The sequence below is a fragment of the Elusimicrobia bacterium HGW-Elusimicrobia-1 genome, from assembly GCA_002841695.1.
Lineage (GTDB): Bacteria > Elusimicrobiota > Endomicrobiia > PHAN01 > PHAN01 > PHAN01.
Window position 1 is genome coordinate 1 of record PHAN01000013.1, and the last position, 22,203, is coordinate 22,203.

The 22,203-nt window shown below is 52.9% G+C and carries 23 protein-coding genes; 22 read left to right on the top strand and 1 reads right to left on the bottom strand.

Annotated elements, in window-relative coordinates; genetic code table 11:
* The 22 genes from CVU77_07115 to CVU77_07220 all read left to right on the top strand — a co-directional run.
* Positions 1 to 704 (top strand): hypothetical protein (locus tag CVU77_07115; GenBank protein PKN01029.1); only part of this gene is annotated, 704 nt, incomplete at its 5' end.
* 25 nt (positions 705 to 729) lie between these two features.
* A complete protein-coding gene (locus CVU77_07120) occupies positions 730 to 2,364 on the top strand; it encodes a hypothetical protein (protein ID PKN01030.1) in 1,635 nt (544 codons plus the stop codon).
* 99 nt (positions 2,365 to 2,463) lie between these two features.
* The gene (locus CVU77_07125) at positions 2,464 to 2,862 is read left to right on the top strand and encodes a hypothetical protein (GenBank protein PKN01031.1); all 399 of its coding nucleotides are present in this window, start codon (positions 2,464 to 2,466) and stop codon (positions 2,860 to 2,862) included.
* A gap of 39 nt (positions 2,863 to 2,901) precedes the next feature.
* Positions 2,902 to 3,201, top strand: coding sequence for a hypothetical protein (locus CVU77_07130; protein ID PKN01032.1), 300 nt, complete (start codon positions 2,902 to 2,904; stop codon positions 3,199 to 3,201).
* Entirely contained in the window at positions 3,198 to 3,851 is a 654-nt protein-coding gene (locus CVU77_07135) for a hypothetical protein (protein PKN01033.1), read from the top strand. The genes CVU77_07130 and CVU77_07135 overlap by 4 nt, the downstream gene beginning before the upstream one ends.
* 46 nt (positions 3,852 to 3,897) lie before the next feature.
* Positions 3,898 to 6,279 (top strand): hypothetical protein, encoded by a 2,382-nt coding sequence (locus CVU77_07140; GenBank protein PKN01034.1) that lies wholly within the window; start codon positions 3,898 to 3,900, stop codon positions 6,277 to 6,279.
* Positions 6,197 to 7,012 carry an NAD(+) kinase gene (locus CVU77_07145; protein ID PKN01035.1) on the top strand — a complete coding sequence of 272 codons (816 nt, stop codon included), beginning with the start codon at positions 6,197 to 6,199 and terminating at the stop codon, positions 7,010 to 7,012. Before CVU77_07140 ends, CVU77_07145 begins: the two co-directional genes overlap by 83 nt.
* Positions 7,013 to 8,056 (top strand): signal peptide peptidase SppA, encoded by a 1,044-nt coding sequence (sppA, locus tag CVU77_07150; GenBank protein ID PKN01036.1) that lies wholly within the window; start codon positions 7,013 to 7,015, stop codon positions 8,054 to 8,056.
* Between the two features lie 8 nt (positions 8,057 to 8,064).
* On the top strand, positions 8,065 to 8,604 hold the full coding sequence (locus CVU77_07155) for a hypothetical protein (GenBank protein PKN01037.1): 540 nt from the start codon (positions 8,065 to 8,067) through the stop codon (positions 8,602 to 8,604).
* A complete protein-coding gene (locus CVU77_07160; GenBank protein ID PKN01038.1) occupies positions 8,601 to 9,449 on the top strand; it encodes a radical SAM protein in 849 nt (282 codons plus the stop codon). The genes CVU77_07155 and CVU77_07160 overlap by 4 nt, the downstream gene beginning before the upstream one ends.
* Positions 9,382 to 10,533 carry a hypothetical protein gene (locus CVU77_07165; GenBank protein PKN01039.1) on the top strand — a complete coding sequence of 384 codons (1,152 nt, stop codon included), beginning with the start codon at positions 9,382 to 9,384 and terminating at the stop codon, positions 10,531 to 10,533. Before CVU77_07160 ends, CVU77_07165 begins: the two co-directional genes overlap by 68 nt.
* Positions 10,534 to 10,543: 10 nt before the next feature.
* On the top strand, positions 10,544 to 10,864 hold the full coding sequence (locus CVU77_07170; GenBank protein ID PKN01040.1) for a hypothetical protein: 321 nt from the start codon (positions 10,544 to 10,546) through the stop codon (positions 10,862 to 10,864).
* The gene (locus CVU77_07175; protein PKN01041.1) at positions 10,833 to 12,215 is read left to right on the top strand and encodes a hypothetical protein; all 1,383 of its coding nucleotides are present in this window, start codon (positions 10,833 to 10,835) and stop codon (positions 12,213 to 12,215) included. The genes CVU77_07170 and CVU77_07175 overlap by 32 nt, the downstream gene beginning before the upstream one ends.
* Entirely contained in the window at positions 12,014 to 13,558 is a 1,545-nt protein-coding gene (locus CVU77_07180; GenBank protein ID PKN01042.1) for a hypothetical protein, read from the top strand. Before CVU77_07175 ends, CVU77_07180 begins: the two co-directional genes overlap by 202 nt.
* Complete coding sequence (locus CVU77_07185) at positions 13,555 to 15,006, top strand: hypothetical protein (protein PKN01043.1); 1,452 nt, start codon at positions 13,555 to 13,557, stop codon at positions 15,004 to 15,006. The genes CVU77_07180 and CVU77_07185 overlap by 4 nt, the downstream gene beginning before the upstream one ends.
* A 4-nt stretch (positions 15,007 to 15,010) precedes the next feature.
* Positions 15,011 to 15,646 (top strand): DNA-binding response regulator, encoded by a 636-nt coding sequence (locus CVU77_07190; GenBank protein ID PKN01044.1) that lies wholly within the window; start codon positions 15,011 to 15,013, stop codon positions 15,644 to 15,646.
* A 292-nt stretch (positions 15,647 to 15,938) separates the two neighbouring features.
* A complete protein-coding gene (locus CVU77_07195; protein PKN01045.1) occupies positions 15,939 to 16,388 on the top strand; it encodes a hypothetical protein in 450 nt (149 codons plus the stop codon).
* Positions 16,379 to 17,137, top strand: a complete 759-nt coding sequence (locus CVU77_07200; GenBank protein PKN01046.1) for a DNA-binding response regulator — start codon at positions 16,379 to 16,381, stop codon at positions 17,135 to 17,137. The genes CVU77_07195 and CVU77_07200 overlap by 10 nt, the downstream gene beginning before the upstream one ends.
* Positions 17,130 to 17,957 (top strand): hypothetical protein, encoded by an 828-nt coding sequence (locus CVU77_07205; protein ID PKN01047.1) that lies wholly within the window; start codon positions 17,130 to 17,132, stop codon positions 17,955 to 17,957. The genes CVU77_07200 and CVU77_07205 overlap by 8 nt, the downstream gene beginning before the upstream one ends.
* Before the next feature lie 386 nt (positions 17,958 to 18,343).
* Positions 18,344 to 18,835 carry a DNA-binding protein gene (locus CVU77_07210; protein PKN01048.1) on the top strand — a complete coding sequence of 164 codons (492 nt, stop codon included), beginning with the start codon at positions 18,344 to 18,346 and terminating at the stop codon, positions 18,833 to 18,835.
* Positions 18,836 to 20,151: 1,316 nt separating this feature from the next.
* Entirely contained in the window at positions 20,152 to 21,168 is a 1,017-nt protein-coding gene (locus tag CVU77_07215) for a hypothetical protein (GenBank protein PKN01049.1), read from the top strand.
* Positions 21,169 to 21,430: 262 nt separating this feature from the next.
* Positions 21,431 to 21,712: an excinuclease ABC subunit C gene (locus tag CVU77_07220; protein ID PKN01050.1), complete on the top strand. Its 282-nt coding sequence runs from the start codon at positions 21,431 to 21,433 to the stop codon at positions 21,710 to 21,712.
* 267 nt (positions 21,713 to 21,979) lie between these two features.
* Here the strand turns inward: CVU77_07220 and CVU77_07225 are convergent, their stop codons facing one another.
* Positions 21,980 to 22,168, bottom strand: a complete 189-nt coding sequence (locus tag CVU77_07225; protein PKN01051.1) for a hypothetical protein — start codon at positions 22,166 to 22,168, stop codon at positions 21,980 to 21,982.
* Positions 22,169 to 22,203 lie beyond the last annotated feature (35 nt).

Below are 22,203 nucleotides of genomic sequence, written 5' to 3' on the forward strand. Positions count from 1 at the left end.
CTTACGCGCAGAACTCCGCCGCGCTTGGAACGCGCGCGTTCGACGCTTTCGTCTCGACAAGAGCGGAGAATCAGACGGTGGGAGGAGTGAAAACTTTCACCGCACCGTCGGTTTTTCAGTCGTCGGTGTCATTTTCGAGCGCGACGTTTTCGGGGAATGTGGGTATCGGGGTCGCGTCGCCGCAAGGTAACCTGCATATTATCGGCAGCGCCGTTGACAAACCTTATATATTTGTCGCAAGCCACACAATCGGCGGATTCACACTAATGGTTTCAACCGACGGATATGTTGTTGTGGGAAGTGATGTTAAGTTAAGCGGCAATAAATTCCAAGTGAACGGTTCTGCCGGCAAGACGGCAGGAGGCACCTCCTGGGCGGATTTATCCGACGCAAGATTAAAAAATATCAAAGGAAACGTCGAAAATATTCTCGACAAAATAAATTCCCTGCGTCCCGTTAAATACGAATGGAATGACTTGCGTAAAAAGAAATTCGGCGACGACCCCGGCGTTAAATACGGCTTCGTCGCTCAGGAAATGAAAGAGATTTTTCCTGAATTTATCGGACAGGACACAAACGGATATTACACCTATAATCCCAGCGGCTACGAAGCGGTGCTTACGGCGGCGATCCGCGAGTTGTCCGCTCTCGTTCAAAAACAGCAAAAAGAAATAGATGAACTAAAAAAAGGACGGCGCAAATAAAGCTCTGAAGGTGACTGTAAATAATATGTTTACATCCGCGACTCGATTAATCACGTTTCTTTACCACGAAGTAACCGACGACCCCGCTCTAAGCGGCTTCCAAAGACCCTCCGCCCTGCCGTATAAACATACGTCAATGGAATTTATGAACCATCTTGACGCCATAGCCGCCGCCGGTCGCGCGCCGGCGCTCGTATCCACGGAATTCAAGCGCGCCGATTTGGACATAGCGTTGACCTTTGATGATGGAGGAAAATCGGCCATGTTTATCGCCGATACACTTGATAAACGCGAATGGAAGGGCCACTTTTTTATAACCACGGGGATGATTGGCTCGCGCCATTTCGTGTCACGCGCCGATATAAAAGAACTGAACCGGCGCGGTCACGTAATCGGGTCGCATTCGCATACTCATCCGGATATTTTCAAAGATTTACCACCCGAAAGTATGCTCGCCGAATGGCGGAAAAGCAGGGCGATCCTGGAAGATATAATCGGAGAGAGAATAATATGCGCCTCGATTCCAGGGGGAGATTTGAACAATTCGGCCGAAAAGGTCGTCGCATCGGAAGGTTTTTTGTATCTGTTTACTTCCGAGCCGACTATGTATTCTTGGCGAATAGGCAATTTAACGTGTATAGGCAGGGTGTGTCCGAAAGCGGGAACTCCGGCAAAAAAAGTTAAACGCCTGGCGCAAGGATACGGTTTCGCTTCGGAAATGGCCGTCCGGCGATTGAAAAAAGTAACAAAGACATTGCTTTATCCCGCGTATAAATATATTACGGAGAAACACGCCGTTCCCATAGAGTCCGCCGGCGCGGCGGGCGCCAAACACAAAGCAAAACGTTTGAACGGCCTGCGAGTGGTATTGCTGGTAGGTCCGCGGGTGTGGCATAAGGCGACGTGCGCCACATTGATTGCGAGCGGAGCAAATGTGGTCGGCATTTGCACGGCGGATAAACTAACGATGGGCGTGCCACTGACGCATACCATACGCAACGTGCGCCGTCGGGGACTGCTGAAAACCCTCAATCAAATACTCGGACGCTTGTATTATCTCGCTCTGAATGCAGGAAAAGATCGCGTGGCGCTCCGAAACATTTTCAACGAGAGTCAAGCGGAAAAAATCATCGCCGAATGTGGATGCCCGATACACCTCACGACCGACTATTCCTCCGCCGCCACTATTAAATGGCTGAGAGAACTCAATCCCGACGTTTTTGTCGCACACACCGGATACTGGGTCGGTAAACAAGTCCGCGAAATTCCTTCCACCAAACTGACAATAGGCGGCCATCCCGGCATCACACCTCAATATCGCGGCAGCCATTCCACTTTTTGGGCTCTTTATAAAGGACTAAGCAACCACGTCGGCTATTCGGTTTTTTACTTGGATGCGGGAGTGGATACAGGCGATTTGATATTTCAGGAAACCATACCGATAGAAAAAAAAGACAGTTTTTTTACGCTCGGATGGAAAGGGATGAAGCGCATAGCTCAGGCACAGGCGGAAATCATCAAGAGAATGGACGAGGGCGACATAGTTGCAGGTCGTCCGCATAAGGAAATACCGGCGGGTTCCGAATACGATGTTCCGGGACTCACCGACTATCTGAGTTACGGCCTCTCTCCGAAAATACCTGTCAATAAGCGCGAATAGTCGGAGCGGCGGAACTTTCCAGACTGGCTGGATAGAAGGTACCGGCGGCAACGAAACCCGCCCCGTAAACGCATATGTCAATTACATAATCAAACACTGATGAAAAACAACGACATACAAACTTCCACTCGCGAGTGGTACAAAAACTACTACGCTAAAAAAGGCCCGGACAGAAACAATCCGCTCAAAGACAAAAGCGGGATTTTTCAGTTGCTGGCGCAGGAGAGAGCATTTATTCGCGCCATGGCTTCGACGGAAATAAATCCGGCCGAGTCGACACTTTTAGACGTGGGTTGCGGAACCGGCTCAAGCATAATCAATTTCGTAAAACTCGGTTTTCTTCCGGAGAATATCGCGGGCATAGACATACTCGACGAGAGAATAGAAGGATGCCTCCGTGTATTTCCGTGCGCGAAATTCATCCGGGCGGACGCCTCAAAAATCCCGTTCGACGCAAACACGTTCGACGTAGTATCCGAATCCACGATGTTTATTTAATTAACCGACGAAAATCTTGCCGCCGCCATCGCTTCGGAAATGATAAGAACCCTTAAGACCGGCGGCTGTCTGATACTTATAGATTGGGTAGTCGGCAAACCTTTTAACAAAGAATACAGGGCTTTCACGAAACGCCGCCTGAAAAAACTTTTCGGCGTAGGCGAAAAAACCGTTTTGACGGGAATTTTTAACGGGCCGCTTGTGCCGCCCATAGGCAGGTTTTTGTCGGCGCGGCTTCCGTGGCTTTATTTCGCGGTTCAGACATTTTGTCCTTTTATGGTGGGACAAAAGGTGTTTGTGCTAAAGAAACTCTCAAAATTGAGGAGCGCACCGCAATGAAAATCGACAATTTTGTCAACTTCGGCGTCCAAAAATCGTGGGCCGCGTTATTTTTTGCGGCCGCGGCGATTTTTAGCGTCACGGCAACGTCCGTACGCGCCGCGCCGATGGCCGGCGGTGACTTTTCCGTCGACGTTTCGCAGACCGACAGCGCGGCGGCGTCAAGACATCTGAGAGATTCCGTCATACGCGGATATGGCGCGATGCATTCGGCAGGCGCGACTCACGTCTCCGAAATAACAGGCGGCGGCTACGAACTTCAGGCGGGATTCGAACATTATGACTTCGGGCCGGAATACTTCCGTTCCGTCGCTATCAAGCGAGGCGGGGATTTCGCCTTCGGATTTAACGAGGATGCCGTATGGAATTGGGAAGTCCCCGCGGTCACGGGACGGGCCGCCACGGTCGATGTCTACATCCGCCTTGGCGACGAATACGGCTCTGCGGCGCAAAAGCCGTCAGTCACGCTCAAAGGTCCCGGCGTAAACGCCTCCGCGACCGCGACGGCTGCGGCTTTTACGCAGTGGGAAAAACTTACCGTCGGCGGAACTCCCTCGGCGGATTCTTCGCTCATACTTGCGACAGAGGGTTTTTCAAGAAACGAAGGCGCCCGATTTTACACTGACGACATCGCCGTCGCGCAGGACTGAGCGCGCCGTGAGGCCGCCGGCGGAAAACCTTCGGGACTTCCGGCGGATGGTCGACGGAGTTTACCGCGCGTTCCGCGCAAGGCCGTTATTTTGGGCGGCCGTCGTTCAGATAACTTTCATTCTTCTTCGGGGCGCCGAACGGATAGTGCCGCTCCCGCCTGAAAACCCGCCTCAACAAGAACTCTCCGTCGCAGGGAAAACCGAAAATAATAAGGACAATAACCAAGCTATCCGCGAAATCACCGGCGCAATAGCCGACTGGCCGCAAAAAAGGCCCAGAGGAATTAAAAGGTTTACCGTCGTGACCGCCGACGGCGAAAAAATCGCCGCGTTCATCGAATCCGCCGACGGCAAACGCGCCGAAACCGCGTCCGGAATACCGCTTGCGAAAGGCGCGCGCGTAAAGTTGCGCGGATATTTCCGCCAACCGCGGAGCGCCCGCAACCCCGGAGAGTTCGACTATCGCGCATATCTTCTTACGCGCGGAATTCGCCGGACTTTCCGCGCCGCCCGCGGGCGCGACGACCCGTCGGCTCAGGATGCGGAGCCCCCCGTAAAAATAACTTCGCCCGCGGGCGCAATCAATTCCCTTGCCGACGCCGTGCGCGGCGCGACTTTGCGCGCCGTCGCCGAACACGTCCCCGACGAAGATTCGGCCGCGCTGCTTTCAAGAATGCTCATAGGCGAATCCTCCGACGGCACCGACGGAGACGAAGACCTGGAACGCTTCGCGTCATTAAGGGAAAACTTCGCCCTGGCCGGCGTCGCGCATGTTCTTGTAATATCGGGACTGCACGTCGGTTACGTGGCGGCGATATTCTGGTTTATTTTCCGGCTGAGCGGCCTGTCGAAAACAAACGCCGGAGCGCTGGCGCTGCCATTTATATGGATTTACGCTCTGGCGGCCGGCGGCACCACCCCCGTCATAAGAGCCGCAGTAATGGCCACATCGCTTATGCTTTCGGCCGGCATCGGGCGCGGATACGACTCGTATCAGGCGCTGGGTTTGGCGTCTATCGTCACGCTGAGCGCAAATCCCGCGGACTTGTTCTCGGCCGGATTTCAACTCTCCTACGCGGCGACTTTCGGAATAATTCACTTCTCAAAATACACACCATCCTTCGTTAAAATCTCCAACCGCGCGGCCGCGTGGGTCGCGGGCATTATCTGGATGTCGTTCTCCGCCCAACTTTTCACCACGCCCCTTGTTTCGTCGTATTTCGGCCGATTCTCGACGGTGGCATTTATATCGAATCTCGCGGTCATTCCGGCTGCAGGCATTGCCCTGGGCGCGGGAATAGCCGCGGTAATTTTTGATTTTATATTCCGTCCGGCGGCGGCATTCTGCGGTCTCATCGCGTCTGTCGCCCTGACTTCGGCATCGGCGGCGGTCAATTTTCTCTCGCACATCCCCAATGCCTCCATACCCGTCGCCTCTCCCGGAATGGTATCGAGCATCGCGTGGTATTCGGGTTCGGTTTTTGTTCCGGTATTTCTGAAGATGAAGAAACTCTCAGCCGCCGCGGCGATTGGGATTCTTGCCGTCGCGCTTGCGGCAACCCCGTCGGATTTTTGGAATACGCGCGGCGGAGCAAGAGTGACTTTTTTGAGTTCCGAGGGGGAATGCGCGCTGATAGAGACACGGGACGCAAGAAATATTCTTATCGACGCGGGCGGCTTCTGGGATCCCTCGCGCTCCGCGGCAAAAGATTCCTACATCCCTTTTCTTCGCAAAAAAAATATCCGCGAACTCGACGCGGTTTTTCTGACATCTCCTGAATTTTCAAGATACGGCTCGCTTGAAGAAATAATACGCGCGGTGCGCGTAAAACGCGTTTACGTCAATCCCGGAATTTCTCTGTGGCCGGAATACTTTTCTTTAATGGAAATGCTGGAAGAAAAAAAGATACCGGTGTCCGAGATATGGGCTCCCTGGCGCATGTCGGCGGGCGACGCCTCGATAATCGCGCTGAATCCCGCAATCAGACGCTCCGATACGTCCCGCAACGCGCTGGCGCTTTTGTTTGTATCGGGAAGAATGAAGATATACTTCACGTCGGGCGCCGACGAGGTTTTCGAGCGGCGGATGTCCGAACGAATCAATCCGGGCGGCGGGCTTATAATAAAAATTCCAAGAAGCGCCCGACGGGGGGTGGATTCGCTGTTTGAAATGCTTCGTCCCGATTATGCTATAATCAACGCGAAATCGCCGGCGGCGCAATTACAACGCGGCGGTATGATTTTTTTGGACGATACCGGCGCCGCTGAAGCCGGAATCGCCTGTGACGGCGGGATGATACTGAAATTATCGTCGCCGCCAAGGGCGGGAAAAATCGGGAATATCAATGATGAAGAAAAAAATAAAAAAAATAGCCGTATACCACAGCATATCGCATCCGAAGGCGTTATCGACGGTAAAACGCCTTAAAAAATGGTGCTTCGCCAGAAGAATAGCTTGCTTTACCGTAGAAACCGGCTCCCCCGTCAAGCCCTCCGACCTGATAGTATCCATGGGCGGCGACGGCACACTGCTGTCTGTGGCGCGCGCCGCCGCTTCGTCGGGTACGCCCGTGCTGGGCGTCAATATGGGCCGCATGGGTTTTCTGGCCGACACACCTCCCGAAGAACTCACCAAATTGCTCGATGATTTCAGCCGTCGCGGCTTCGACGTGGAAAAACGCACCATGCTCGATATTATGCTGCCGTCCGGCCGGGTGGAACTCGCGCTCAACGAATGCGTCGTCAAACGCGTCGAAACCGGCAAACCCGCGGCGCTCTCAGTTTGGGTAAACGGCGAATTTCTGGCCGACTACGTCGGCGACGGCATCATCATAGCCACACCGACCGGCTCCACGGCGTATTCGCTTTCGGCCGGCGGCCCCATAATTCATCCGCATCTTGAAGCAATTATAATCACGCCGGTCTCCCCGCACACGCTCACACAGCGGCCTCTTATTATATCCACGGAACATTCCGTCGAGATCAGACGCCCGCCGAAAAGCGGAATGCTTTCGGTCTTTGCCGACGGACGTCTCGTGGCCGAGGGACTCGCCGGAGGATTTGAAATACGCCCGTCGCGGAAAAAATTTATTCTGGCGGTAAACCCGTCGAAAAAATTCTTCGGCACTCTCCGCGAAAAATTAAACTGGGGAAAACGCTGATTGCGGATTGTTGAGCCCGCGGTAAATGCGCCGCGCCGAGCGTCCGCGAAGGCGCCGTCGGAGGACACATTGAATATCGATAAAAAAATAACTGCCGTTTTAGCCGGCCTTTACGCGGCGTCGCTGATCGCCGCGCTGGTCATTCTGGTAAGAACTCCCGCGCCCGCTCCGGCCTCCGAGACCGCCTTACAGGCGTTTGCAGGCCTGCCGAAATTCCGCGAAACTCTCGATGCCGTCTACATCATCGACATTTACGGCCCCATAAGATCCGCGCGAGGGGGTTCCAGACGCGCGGCAACTCCGGAGCGCATAGTAAAACGCCTGCGGGACGCCTCGGGCAGAGGCGACGTAAAAGCCATAGTGCTGAGAATCGATTCGCCCGGAGGAACCGTCGCCGCCACGCAGGAAATCTTCGACGAGGTAATGAACGCCCGCAAAGCCGGCAAAATCGTGGTCGCATCCATGGGCGACATAGCGGCGTCGGGCGGATACTACATAGCCGCCGGAGCCGACAAAATCATGGCCAATCCGGGCACACTGACCGGTTCGGTGGGCGTAATATTCGAGCTTATGCAGGCGCAGGAACTTTTCAAAAAAATCGGAGTGAAAATAGAAACCGTAAAATCGGGCAAGTACAAGGACACCGGCTCTCTTACGAGGGAGATTACTCCGGAGGAACGCGCGCTGCTGCAGGGAATCATAAACGACGCCTACGACCAGTTCGTCTCGGCGATAGTCCGCGGACGCGGTATGCCGCGCGAAAAAGTCCTTGAGTTCGCCGACGGCAGGATATTCACCGGAGCCCAGGCCAAAAATGCCGGAATAATCGACGCACTTGGCAACCGCAACGACGCCGTGGATATGGCCGCAAAATTATCGCAAATAGAAGGCAAGCCGCGCATAATCACCGAGCGCGAGCCGTGGGAAGAGTTTTTGCAGTATCTTGAGATGAGCCAGTTTTCGCGGCTTGACCTTCCGGCGTCAGCGCAGGCGGCCGCAGCGCGTCTGAGTATGGGCGTAAGATTTGAATATATGATGGAGTGAGCCGTTCTATGACTGAAAACGAAAATATTCTCGACAGAATATACGGCGTCGTCTTTCAAAAAAGTGAGACAACCCTCGGCATATCGTGCGCGGTGGCCGCGGCGGCGGTTTTCAGCTGGCGGCTCGGCCTTGCGATGGCATCATCGTCGCGGGCGTCGCTTTTCATCGCGGATTTTGTTTGTGCTATGATTATTTACGCCGGTTTTCTGGTGTTCTGGACGCCGGTTATACATCTTCTGGGCGAGAAAACCACGTCCGGAGCCCGGCTATTGCTCAGAGAAACCAACATAGCGGCCGCCGCTCTGGCGTTATACCTTCCCGTCGGACTGATAACCCGCGCCGTTTCCGCGCCGGCCGCCGCCTCAATCGCCGATATTCTGCTGCGCCTGTTTTTTATCTGGCGTCTGTCCACCGCGGTAATGAAAATTTATTCCACGGAACGCCTCAAATCTCTGGCTCTGGTCGCCTCGCCCGGAATGGTTTTGGTGTTCTGGACACTCGCGGCGACAATTTCGGCAATCATAAAATTATGGCAGATGTTCCGATGATAGAGACCTGCCGCTTCTGCGGACATTCCTGCGGCGCCGACCGGTCGTCTCACACAAAGGGAACATTCTGCGGAGCGGGCCCGGATATCGAAGTGTCCTGCGTAAATCTGCATTTCGGGGAAGAGCCGCCCATCTCGGGCACTCGCGGGTCGGGAACGATATTTTTTGCGCATTGCTCGCTTTCCTGCGTGTTCTGCCAGAATTATCCGATAAGCGCTTTCGGCAACGGCAGGATTTTTTCCGTCGAGCGTCTGGCCGCCGAAATGACGGGGCTTGCCGCTCTCGGCGCGCACAACATAAATCTTGTGTCGCCCACTCATTATGCCGCGCCGGTCGCCAAAGCCATAATTCTGGCGCGGAAAAACGGCCTTGCAATTCCCGTGGTGTACAATACCGGAGGATACGACGGTCCCGATGCTTTGCGAATGTTCGACGGCCTCGTCGACGTCTATATGCCCGACGCAAAATATGCGTCCGGCGAAACGGCGCTTAAGTATTCCGGCGCGGCGGACTATCCGGACGTAAACCGCGCCGCAATCAAAGAAATGTTCAGACAAACCGGCCATCTGAAACTCTCGGCCGACGGCATCGCCGTGAAGGGCGTTTTAATAAGGCATCTGGTGCTGCCCGGGCATACGCGGGACAGCAAGCGGGTGCTCGACAACATAGCCGAAGATCACTCGACGGAAACTCAAATAAGCATAATGTCGCAGTACCATCCCGCTCACAAGGCGTCCGATTATCCGGAGCTCTCAACAAAACTCTCGCGGCGGGAATATGCCGATGTCGTGGATCACGCCGACAAACTGGGATTCGCCAATGCGTACATTCAGTATCTTCAATAAAATAAATATCCCGTCGGCCGCACTCTTTGCGGTCGCGCTGGCCTGCGCCGCGCCGGTCGCGTCGTTCGGCGCCGGCCCCGCGGCGGCGGAATCTGAAACCTCCGCAAAAGTGAGACCGGTCTTAAACGACAAATACCTGCAGGAAATTCTTGACCTCATCAATTCGTCGAAAAAAACCGTGCTCATTTGTCATTTTTCGTGGAATCCCGACACCACCACCCGCCTCATTAAAAACGCCGTTTACAATGCCGTCGAGCGGGGAGTCAAAGTCAGGGTGCTTCTTGAGGGCTCTCTGCAGCAAAACGAATATGCCGTAAAAGAATTCACTCAACTCGGCGTGGGCGTGAAAGTATCCAAGCGCGAATGGTTTCTGCACTGCAAGCTTGTCGTCGTGGATTCCCAAAAAACTTTGCTGGGCTCGACAAATCTGAGTTACAAATCAATAAATGAAAATAACGAGGCCAACGTCCTGGTGGACTCGCCCGAAATCGCCAAACTCTACGAAAAATTCTTCGAGGCCATCTGGCGCGATACCACCAAAGAAATAAAACTCTCTCCGGTGGAAACCCCATATGCGATAGCCGCCCCGAACAGAACATATCATCCTCTGATGCGGGAATACGTCGAATGGGCGCAGAAAGACATCTCCATAGTCGTATACGGAATGAGGGTCTACACGGGCGGGCAGAATGAAGTGATGGATTTTGTCGACGAACTTGAAGCCGCCGCCAAGCGCGGCGTGAATGTGCGCGTACTCATAGAAAAAAGCGGCTACGACGAGCGTCTCAACGAAGGAAACAAGGACGCCGTGGAATATCTGGTCGCGCGCGGCATAGACGCCAGGTTCGAGTCGCCGGGAAAAATTACTCACGCCAAACTGATTATAGTCGACAACGAAGCGGCGGGCGTGGGTTCCGCGAACTTCGCCCTGAGCGGTTTCAGATTTTATCAGGAAGCCAACGTCGTAGTAAAAGACCGCGAGGCCATACGCCAACTGCGGGAATATTTCGACAAACTCTGGAAGAATACCCGTCCGCAGGCGGCGCCCGCCAAATCAAGCGCGCCCGCCAAACGAAAGAAGTAGGACAGTATCCGTGAAACGAAGAATAATAGCTCTTGTTCTGACGGTTTTTCTTGGCGCCGGAGCCGGGCACATATATCTCAGAGAATTCTTAAAAGGCGCGTTGCTCGTGGGGGCGAATTTCGCGCTGGCGATATCCCTCGTTCTGCGCGCCTCCGGCGACACGTCCTTCGACGGGATGAGTCCCATGGAAGCCGTAAGGGAATTTATGATGACTTACTCTAACAAAATGGTATGGCACGACGCGGCCATAGCAGCCATACTCGCCTATGCCATAGTCGATGTCTGGCGCATGAGCGCTTATGAAACAAAAGAAAGCAATTCAAAACAGTAAAAAATCGGCCGCCGGGCGCCAACGCGCCCTCCGTCGGGCGCGAACCGCCCTTGCGGCCATTATCGGAGCGGCGATGAGCGCAAATATTTTGTCGGCAAGTCCCGGGTTTCTGTCTAAAACTCAAAATTTCACTCTTCCCAACGGGTTTAACGCGCTGCTGTGTCCCGAGTCCGGCAGCGGAGTGACAAGCGTGCAGGTGTGGGTGGCGGCGGGCTCCGTTTACGAGAATGAAAAAACCGCGGGGCTTTCGCATTTTCTGGAGCATCTGATATTCAAAGGCACAAAGAAATTTCCCGGAGACGAGATATCCCGTCTCGTCGAAACGTCCGGCGGGGCGATAAACGCCGGGACATCCAAAGAATACACGGTATATTACATCGACACACCGTCGGAAGCCGCCGCCAAGGCCGTAGAAATTCTGGCCGACGCGGTAAGCAACGCGGCGTTCCCGCCCGACGAGATAGAAAAAGAGCGTCCCGTCGTCATCGAGGAAATAAAGCGCCACGACGACAGTCCCACATCCGTACTTTACGAATTGCTTTCCGAAACGCTGTATTCCGCCTCGCCCTATCGCGGCCGCATAATCGGCGACGAAAAAGTCATAGCCGGCGTGTCCCGCGGCGAGATAATCGCCTACTACAAAAAATACTATACTCCGTCGAATATGACTGTTTCTATCGCCGGAGATTTTGACGCCGCGGCTATGCGGGCCGCCGTAGAGAAATACTTCGGCGCGCAGGCCTCAGAGGTTAAACCGCCGGCAGTCAATCTTAAAGAAACCGTCAAGCCGGAAGTAAAACTCCGCAAGGTCTCGAAAAGCGTGGCGCACACTTACGCCGCGTCCGGATATCTTGCGCCCGATACGTCGAGCGACAGGCAGTTTGCGGCCGATGTGGCCGCGCATATACTCGGCGGCGGACAGAGTTCGCGTCTCTACAGAAAACTCCGCGAACAGATGCGCCTGGTCTATGCCGTCGGCGCCGACTTCTACGCCCAGAAAGGCGACGGCATTTTCGAGGTGTCTGCGATATTCGACAAGGAAAACTTCGATGCCGTGCGCGAGGCCGCGGCCTCCGAGATATCGCGCCTTCGCGCCGAAGGGCCGTCGGATGAGGAACTCAAACGCGCGCGCGCCGTCATAAAAAACGGATGGCTGTTCGGCGCCGAAAAGGCCCACGACAGAGCGTCTATGCTCGGATACTGGAGTATAGCGGACAATGTCGCCATACTCGAGAGATATCTGGCCGGAATAGACGCCGTAACGGCGGACGATGTCAGGAATTTTATGAACGAATACCTTGCCGACGGCGCGGAAGTTTGGTCGGCCGTCGAGCCGGAACCCAAAAAATGACCGGACGCGAAACAAAATCCGCAAAATTAAAAATATCTACGGTCGCAATCGCGGCGTTTGCGTCCGTTGTTATACACACCACGGCATCCCACGGAGGCGAAGTGAACACCTTTCAACTTAAGAACGGACTCAAAGTAATCCACCGCCAAATTCCAAGACACCCCGTGGTCGCCATTTCGGTTTTCGCCCGAAGCGGCGCGCTCTATGAGCCGAAAGGCAAGAGTGGAATAACGTATCTTACGCAATCTCTCGTCACAAAAGGCACAAAAAACAGGACCGCCGCGCAAATCGCCGACGATTGCGAAAAAATAGGGATAAGCATATCGGCCTCCGCCGACAAGGACTATGCCATGGTCGACTCGGCGTCGTCCTCGGAGCAGGCCGCCGAAACCGCCGCGCTTATGGCCGATGTCATAATAAATCCGATTTTTCCGAAAGAAGAGTTCGATAAAGAAAAAACCGCCGCCATCGCGGCCGCGCGATCGCGCAAAGACCGTATTTTTACCGTAGCCGACGATCTCTCGGACGAAATATTCTACGGAGACGCCCACCCGTACTCGGCGCCGGAAACCGGCACGGAAAAATCCATCGTCAAAATATCGCGCGGCGACGTGATAAAGTGGCACGCGCGCACTTATACCTCGGACAATATGGTAATAACCGTGGCGGGCGATATATCGGCCGACGACGCCCGTGCCGCGATGGAGCGCAGTTTCGGCGGAGCGCCGTCGGGAAGGGTTATGAAGCCCTCGAAATCCGCGGCGGCCAAAAAGAAGTCCGCGTTATCGGAAAAACACGACTTCCGTCAGGCATTCCTTATGCTGTCCTATCCGGCCCCGCGCGTGGGAGAGGCGGGCTACGCCGAGCTCAAGCTTATCGCGGGCGCCCTGGGATCGCGCATGAGCGGACGACTTTTCAGGGAACTGCGCGAAAAATTATCTCTGGCCTATGAAGTCAACGCGCTTTATCCGACCCGCGCTTCCGACGCTAAGTTCACGTTCTACATAGGCCTTGATGCGGCCAACGTTGAAACCGCCCGACGGCAACTGCGCCGTATAATCTCCGAAGTCAAAGAAAACGGTTTGTTCGACGATGAAATCGCCGAAACGAAGCGTTATCTGGCGGGCATCCGGAAACTGCAGAGACAAACTGCCGCGCGCAGGGCTTTCTACGACGGATTCTGGACAATAATGGGCAAGGACCCTTCTTACGATGAAAAACTTTCGTCCGACATAGACGCATTGGGCAAAGATTCCATACAAGCCGCCGCGCGCAAGTATTTTGACGAAGCCGACGAAGTCGAGATAATCATAACTCCCGTCGAAAAATCCCGCACACAATGACCAACGCGATAGCAAGAATTCTTCGTTACAAAGAACAAATCGGGCTGAAATTCCGCATAGTGCTTTTCGCCACGCTCGCGCTGTGGACGGTATTTCTTGCGGGCATAGGGTCGTGGGCTTTGTTCACCAACGGTCTGGTAAAAAAACAACTCGGCAACAAGGCGCTTGCCGTCGTCAACACGGCGTCCATCCATATAGAGCGGCTCGGACATCACAAAATAAAAAATCCTTCCGACACCGCTCTGCCCGAATACAAAAATATAATCGAAATTCTGCATCGGTTGGGAGCGCGCACGCCGTTCGTGCGGTATATCTATACCGCGCGCATAGCAAAAGACAACAGAATGTATTTTATCGTCGACCCCGAAGAAAACAGAGATATCGACGGCGACGGAAAAATATCTCCGGAAGAAATGAGACAGCCCATAGGATCTCTTTACGACGAGCCGCCGGAAAAATACGCGGAGTGCATGTCGGCCATGGGCGGCCATGCGGCCGTAAATTTAAATTTTGTGCGGGATAAATGGGGCGAGTGGATCTCGGCCGCCGCGCCTCTGCACGGCCCCGACGGAAAAGTCGAGGCCATCCTGGCCGCCGATGTCGCCGTGGGCGAGTTTACCGCCCAGCGGAAACAAGCCACCAGATTAATATTGAGCGCATCCTTCGCCGCGGCGGGAGTAGGGGGATTTCTTTTCGCTCTGGCTTTGGCCGTTTTCGTGACACGTCCTCTAAAAGAAATGGAACTTACCGCGCGGCGCATCGCGGAGGGCAATTACTCCCGCGAAATCAAAATGACCGGCCCCGCCGAACTCGGCATACTCGTAAAAAGTTTCAACAATATGCGCAACAAGGTTTTTACCGACCGCGAGCGAATAGCCAGAGACCTTCACGACGGTCTTATCCAGATAATAAGAGCCGCGATATTCCAGGCGGAGTATATAGCCAAAAAACCCGATTCCTGCCACGAGGAACTGCCTAAACTCAAGAAATATCTGGACACTGCCATCGAAGAAATTCGCAAAATCATACTGGAACTCACACCGGCCAAACTCATAGAAAAAGGTCTGATACCGGCTATGCGGCATTACGCTCAAAAAGTCAAAGAGGGTGGCGGAATGGATTATGCATTTGAAACCAATCTGCCGGACGATTTCTCGTCCCCCGTCGAAGAAGAACTCATAAAAATATATCTTGAAGCGCTCAATAACATAAAATTCAACAGCGCGGCGTCAAAATTTAAAGTGGATTTCAACCGCGCGCGATCAGGGCTGACGCTTAATATTTCCGACAACGGCAAGGGCTTCGATGTGGACACCGCTTTGAAGCGCCTTGATAAATATGGTATAAAAAATATGACCAGCCGCGCAGAAGCCAACAACTGGAAACTTATCATAACAAGCGCCGAGGGGGAAGGAACGTCGATTTTTCTTGAAATACCGGCGAACTGAATAAATGAAACCCGCTATTATAAAAATACTCATAGTCGAAGACCACGAACTCGTAAGAGAGGGATTAAGAAAAATACTTTCGCTCGAAAAAGATTTCAAGGTCGTCGGAGAAACCGGCACGGGGGCCGAAGCGATATGCCTGGCCCGCCGGCTTATGCCCGACGTCATTCTTCTTGACATTAACCTGCCCGACATGACGGGACACAAAGTGTGCGCGGCTGTCAAATCCGACGACGCGCTCGGCGGAACGAACATCATAATGCTCTCCATGCTCGACGACGAAGAACACGTCATGGAGGCGGTTCGCGCGGGATGCTCCGGATATCTGGTGAAATCGGCTCCGTCGGAATCGCTCATTAAATCCGTTCGTCTCGTACAGGACGGCGAAGTCGTTCTGCCCAGAGAACTTACCGCCAAACTCGTGAGCGCTGTCCACAAGAACCAGCCGAAACTCCTCTCTCCCAAAGAAACCGAAGTCATAAAATTCATAGCGCAGGGTCTTTCAAACAAAGCCATAGCCAAAAAACTTTTGTCGAGCGCAAGCACCGTAAAGAACCAGATTAGCTCAATCTTTGCCAAACTCAAAGTCCAAAGTCGTTCGGCCGCGGTCAACGAAGCGTCCAAAAAAGGTCTCATATAGCAAATAACGGGGGGATGCCGCATATCTAAAACGGGGGATGTCCATCGGGGGGACTTTCCGTCGCAAACTCGCAGTGATTCCAAACTGATATAAACGTATAACCGGTTTCAATTTTTTCCTTTGAGGCGGTCTGCTTTCCTATTGCCTATTCCTATCGGCCATAGGTAATCAATTGTCCCCACGGCCTATTGCGCCCGTAATTGTCGCGCCTGTATAATTCCCGCCATAATCAGTTGTATGTCGCGCGCGCGCCGCGCGAATCCACCGCGAAACATTACGGGAGCATATGGCAATGAACAAGAGAACACACGACCGCACGGAAATGAGCGTTTCATGCCGCATCGCAAACGCCGAAGATGTTTTCGGCTCGACCAGAGGCGGGTGGAGACGTCTTGCGGGCGCTATTATGGGAGGGTTCGGCCAAAAACGCGGACTCGACGGTCTTATACGCAACATCTCTTCCGGCGGGGCGATGATAGAGATAGACCGTGGCGATTTTAACAGGCGCGCAGGCGGAGGCGGGCGCGAAGGATTTTATATGCTTGCCGCCGAAGAATGCCTGGACATTGAACTTATGACGTCTCCCGAAGGCGAGCATATAACACAGATGGGCTTCCGTCCGTCGAGAATCAAACTCTCGCGGGAAAAAATCCAAATAGGAGGCGCGTTCGTTGCGGGCGCAAAAAATCTCATCCCCGTACAACACCGCGACGCAAACGGACTCGTCATAACATGGCCATGAAATTGGAACCACCCTGCAAGATGAAAGAACCCGCAAAGAAAATTCTTCTCTTCGAGGACGACGCGGGTATTACGCATCTTATCGCCGCCATACTTGAGCAGGACGCCTCTTTTGAACTGGTGGACTATGACGATTCCGACAGGCCTCTTGAAAAAATCCGCGAACATAAGCCCGACCTCATCATTCTGGATCTCAACCTGCCTTCCGTCTCCGGCTGGGACGTCATAAAAATTCTCCGTCAGGACAAAACTTTCGGGAATATTCCGGTGATAATGATAACCGGTCATTATCGCGCGACGCAGGATATCGTAAACGGTCTCGGCGACTTCTGCGCCGACGATTACGTGCTCAAACCCTTTTCTCCGAATGTCCTTCTGGCCCGGATAAAGGCGCTGCTCCGGAGACGACTGTTATCCGACAGAGCCGTCAAAAAATCCTCGCCCGAAAGCGAGCTCAAATTCGCCGGAATCCGGATAAATACCGAAAGTTCCGAGGTTTTCGTCAACGGCGGCAGCAAAGTGGATCTTACTCAGACGGAATTCAACATATTGTTCTATCTGATGAAAAGGTGCGGAAAGCCCTGCACGCGCGACGAGATTTACGACTACATCGGCGCGCCTTCCGAGGACATAATGTCGCGCGTCATAGACAAGCACATTGTCGGCATACGCAAAAAACTCGGCAAGTACGGCGGCCTGATAAAGTCCGTTTTCGGCGTGGGCTATTCAATGGACAACGGCGATGAATAAAATAAACGGCGCGGCCGGATTATCCGCCGGAAACGGCCCCAACAATACGGGCGGGGAAATTAAGGCCGATAATTTTCCGGACGCGTTCCGGCGCGGCGAGGAATCGGCCTTCGGGCGTCTCGTCGACGAGCATAAAGACCGGCTGTTTTTCTCGGCGCTTAAAATGCTCAGATGCAAGGAAGACGCCGAGGACGCCGTAGCGGCCGCTTTTGCCGCGGCCTACAAAGAACGCGCCAAATTCCGCGGGGCATCGAGCGTCTATACGTGGCTCTGGCGGATATGCTTCAACATCTGCTGGCACCATCTTCATAAAAAGCGCGTGGCGGCGTTTTCCATCGACGAAATGACGGCCGACGGCGACGAGGGCGCCTCAAAAGACCTCGCGCGGTTCGTCATCGCCGATTCCGCCCGGAAAGATTTTTTCCGCGGTATAGAAGTGTCGCGGGTGCGCAAAACCGTAAGACGCGCGATACTATCCCTTCCAAAAAAATACCGCCGCATAGTGATTTTGAGGGATTTGATGGACTACTCCTACGAGGAAATCGCCGTGATTCTCGACGTCTCCAGAGGCACGGTAATGTCGCGCCTCTGGCGGGCAAGAGAATCGCTCCGCGACGTTCTGATATCCGCCGGCGTAGTCGGCGCGGCGCCGTCGCGCGACGAGGACATCGTGGCTTCGCAGCGGGGAAGCCATCCGGACGCTGCAACTCTTCCGAGCGTCGGCGCACGCGGCTCGGAAGAGAGAGCGGCTCCCGGGCCGGCCGCCGCGTCGAAACATCCCGCGCCGAGATTCCGGCTTCCTGCCGTCGGTAATTTATAGATACAATTTTTTCGTTCTTTGCAGCCGCCCCGCCTTGCGGGGCCTATTTTTTTGTCGTGTTTTCTTTGGGTATTGTGGCAAGGACAATACAACAAAAAAGATTTCGTAACAACTTCGTAACAAGTTTTCGTTACAATTTTCATGTTGACCGGATAGATTGCCGGTGTTTTATGCCAGCTTTGGCGCCGACCAAGTCATTCTGAGCCGCCCGAAGGACGTGTCATTCTGCCCCCCGAGCAGTCGTCATTCTGAGGGCTTATTCTTTTGTTATGCTGAGTAGTTTTCTGTCATGCTGAGTGAAACGAAGCATCTCCGATGACGGAAAGGCGGGATCCTTCGCTTCGCTCAGGATGACAAATTGAGCGCTCTTGAAAAAGGGGGGATTTATGAGCGATTTGGCGCCGATAGAAGTTATTGTTGAGCAAGTATTCATCATCCGCGGACAAAAGGTAATGCTTGACAGAGATCTTGCAAAGCTTTATGAAGTAGATACCGGTCAGTTAACCAGGCAGGTAAGACGAAATATTGAAAGGTTTCCGATTGATTTTATGTTTCAGTTAACGAAAGAAGAACTGCAAAACTTGATATGCCAAAATGGCACATCAAGTTGGGGTGGCACACGTAAGTTGCCATTCGCTTTCACCGAACAAGGCGTGGCAATGCTTTCGTCAGTATTGAGAAGCAAAAGAGCCGTTCAAGTAAACATACGGATAGTTCGGGTTTTCGTTAAGTTAAGAGAAATACTCGCTACGCACAAAGATATTCAAAAAAAAGTCGAAGAGCACGACGGGCAGATAAAATATCTGTTTGACGCCATTAAAAAACTTTTGACCGCGCCGCGTGTGCCCGGAAAGAAAATAGGATTCGCCGTTAAATAGCGCTCTCGAAATCATTAATGATACGCCCTTTGATGAGACACTTCCGCACACCGGAGCAAATTATGATACGCCCCCTGAGCCGCAAACCTGAAAGTTCGAGGAAACCCGAAGCTTCGGGGTTTTTGTTTTCCGAAATCCACAACATCCTCCCTCGGGGTGACAGAAACGTTCTGTCATTCCCGCGGAAGCGGGAATCCAGAGAAAATAATGGATTCCCGATAAAAACATTCGGGAATGACAAATGTGGAGATACAGGGGGATTTCTTGCTGCCCCCGCCCTCACCCATTGTCATTGTGAAGAACCCACTCTTAATCACATAGCCCTGCTCTCGCCCATTGTCATTGCGAGGAGTCAAGGGCTTGCCCTTGATGACGAAGCAATCTCGCGTATGGAGAGATTGCCACGCCACCCTGCGGGTGACCGCAATGACAATAATGGTTTCGCCCGCCGCCTCGCCGCCGCACTTGCTTTGACTATTCTCTATTCACTATTTACTAAACACTCTCTTTCCGCTGCCCCCCTCGAACTCGACTATATGGAATACACTACCACCGCCGCCGCGCAAGCCGCCTACGTCAGCAATTCTTCCGTTACAGCGACGGGCGGAACTATAACTTATTCAGGAGGATATACGATTCATACTTTTACCTCGAATGGAACCTTTACAGTTACCAACGGTAGTGGTAATATTGAAGTTCTTGTGGTTGCGGGTGGTGGTTCTGGCGGTACAAACGGCGGTGGAAGTGGTGCTGGCGGTTTGACTTACAACTCTTCTTATGCTGTTACCACAGGAGCGATTACTGTAACGGTTGGAGCTGGTGGTACTGGTGGTTTATATCCAACCGCAGGTACAAATGGTGGAAATTCTGTGTTTGGCTTAATTACCTCAACAGGTGGTGGTCGTGGCGGTAGTCAGGGGGTTGGTCAAAATGGTGGCTCTGGTGGTGGTGGTGGATACTCAGACTATGCTGGGGGGGCAGGTATATCTGGGCAGGGTAATAATGGGGCGGCAGCAACCGCTGGTGCAAGTGGTAATTACGGTGGTGGTGGAGGTGCTGGTGTTGCTGCTTCAGGAATGAATGGTGGTAACGGTCTTGCCTATTCAATTTCGGGAACCTCTATCTATTACGCCGGTGGTGGAGGTGGTGGTCGCCAATCTGGTGCACCAGCAGGTTCTGGCGGATTAGGGGGAGGGGGTAATGGTAACACTCTTGAACAAGCTGCTTCTCACGCAGTAGCAAATACAGGAGGAGGCGGAGGTGGTTCCGCAGGTGGTAGTGGCACTTCAGGTAACGGCGGCTCCGGCATCGTCATAGTGAGATATGCGCCATTCATAGCATACTCCGAACCCACCATTAGAACTCAAGGTTCTTACGCGATAAAGTCCTCAGCACCAGTAAACATATGCCTCAACAAAACCCTCACCAGAACAGTTTCTCCGACGATAAACCTCTCCAATTACACACAAATCAAATTCGACATCCGTTCCACAAGAACCGGAAGCAATATCAAAATCGGCATCAGAGATTCCGGTGGCACGACGACTTACATCACGCCAAATGTAACCTCGGCGAATAATTATCAGACGGTAGATTGGGATATATCCGCCGTGAGCAACGCAAACAAAGACGCGATAGACAGAATAATAATCGAGATAGTAAACGCCGCCGCCTCAAACACTTTTTATATTGATAATCTTTTTGCGCCCGCCATCGTGCCGAATGCGTCGGTTATAACATCCGCATCGTCGAACTCATCCGATAAAATTACTTGGTCTTGGCAGGACAACTCGTCGGGCAACTATCAGGAAGACGAGTTCAGAGTTTATTCTTCGACGGGCGGGTTGCTCACAACGCGCACCGCCGACACGACTTTTTGGATAGAAACCGGACTCAAGCGCAACAAAGAATACTCCCGATACATTCAGTCCTATAACACCGCCGGTTCATCCAACTCCGCAACAATATCCTGGCGCACCAAACCCGGAAGTTATCCCGAGTCAGTCACCATCCGCGCCGGCTCAAAATCGTTTGGGTTTGTGGGCGACGGCAACTGGACATACGACATCCCCGCAAAATCAGGACAACTTGCGACAGTCAAAGTTTGGGTTCGCTACAACGCCGAATACGGCGCGGCCCAAAAACCCCGTGCCACACTTTCCAATCTCGGCGTAAGTTCAAGCCAGCAAATGACGGTAGGTTCAAATACCTGGGAAGAATTAACGCTCTCGGGAACACCCTCAAGAGACGGCTCGCTCCTTCTTAAAATCGAGGGCGAAAGCACGGCTCCCGGAGCGCGCGTTTACGCGGATGATATAAGTGTGAGTCAGTGAGGGGAAGAAAAACAGCTTGAATCTAATGAATGGTGTCTAATATCTTCGCGGTGTCTTATGAGTGCCTATTTCTTTGTCATGCTGAGTGAAACGAAGCATCCCCGGTAACGGAAAAATGAGATCCTTCGCTACGCTCAGGATGACAAATCGCTCAGGATGACAGGTAAATTCATGACGACCGTATTAATGCTCATGATGACTATTTTACGCTCAGGATGACTGTAATACTTTGCTCAGAATGACAATCTGAAGGCCTCGGTTTGTGAATAAACGATACTACGTGTATATAGTGACCAACAAAAGAAATAAGGTTCTCTACACGGGCGTAACCGGAGATTTAAAACGGCGAATTTACGAACATAAAAACAAACTTGTGGAAGGATTCACCAAGAAGTACAACGCCGATAAATTAGTTTTCTACGAGGCATTTGGTTCGGCGATGGATGCCATATCCGCCGAGAAAAAGATCAAGGGATGGTTAAGAGCAAAAAAAGTCGCCCTGATTGAAAGTGTCAATCCGGACTGGAGGGAGTTAACGCCGTAAGTTGCATTAACACGCCTTTCTTGCCGTGTCATTCTGACCCCCTGAAGGACGCGTCATTCTGAGCCGCCCGAACAGTTGTCGTTCTGAGGGCTTATTCTTTTGTCATGCTGAGTGAAACGAAGCATCCACGGTAACGGAAAAATGGGATCCTTCGCTACGCTCAGGATGACAAAAATAGTGCTCCGGATGACATAAAAGAGCTCAGTGACACAAAAGTGCTCGGGATGACAAAGCCCTCAAAAACAATCCCGCTAAGTTCCCTGACGGCTATATTTTTGAACTCACAAAAGAAGAGAATGCCGAGGTGGTAAAAAAATTTGACCGCCTCCGCCCATTGAAATTTTCACCGTCGAGGTAAACTTCGCCGTGCTGAAATTCAAACACACCGTCAAAAAGGAAAAGAAATAAATGAACCACGGACCGGTTGATTACTTCAGAGGTATAGATAGGGGACATCCAGTTCCGGCGCCTCGGTCCAAAAAAACCGCGAC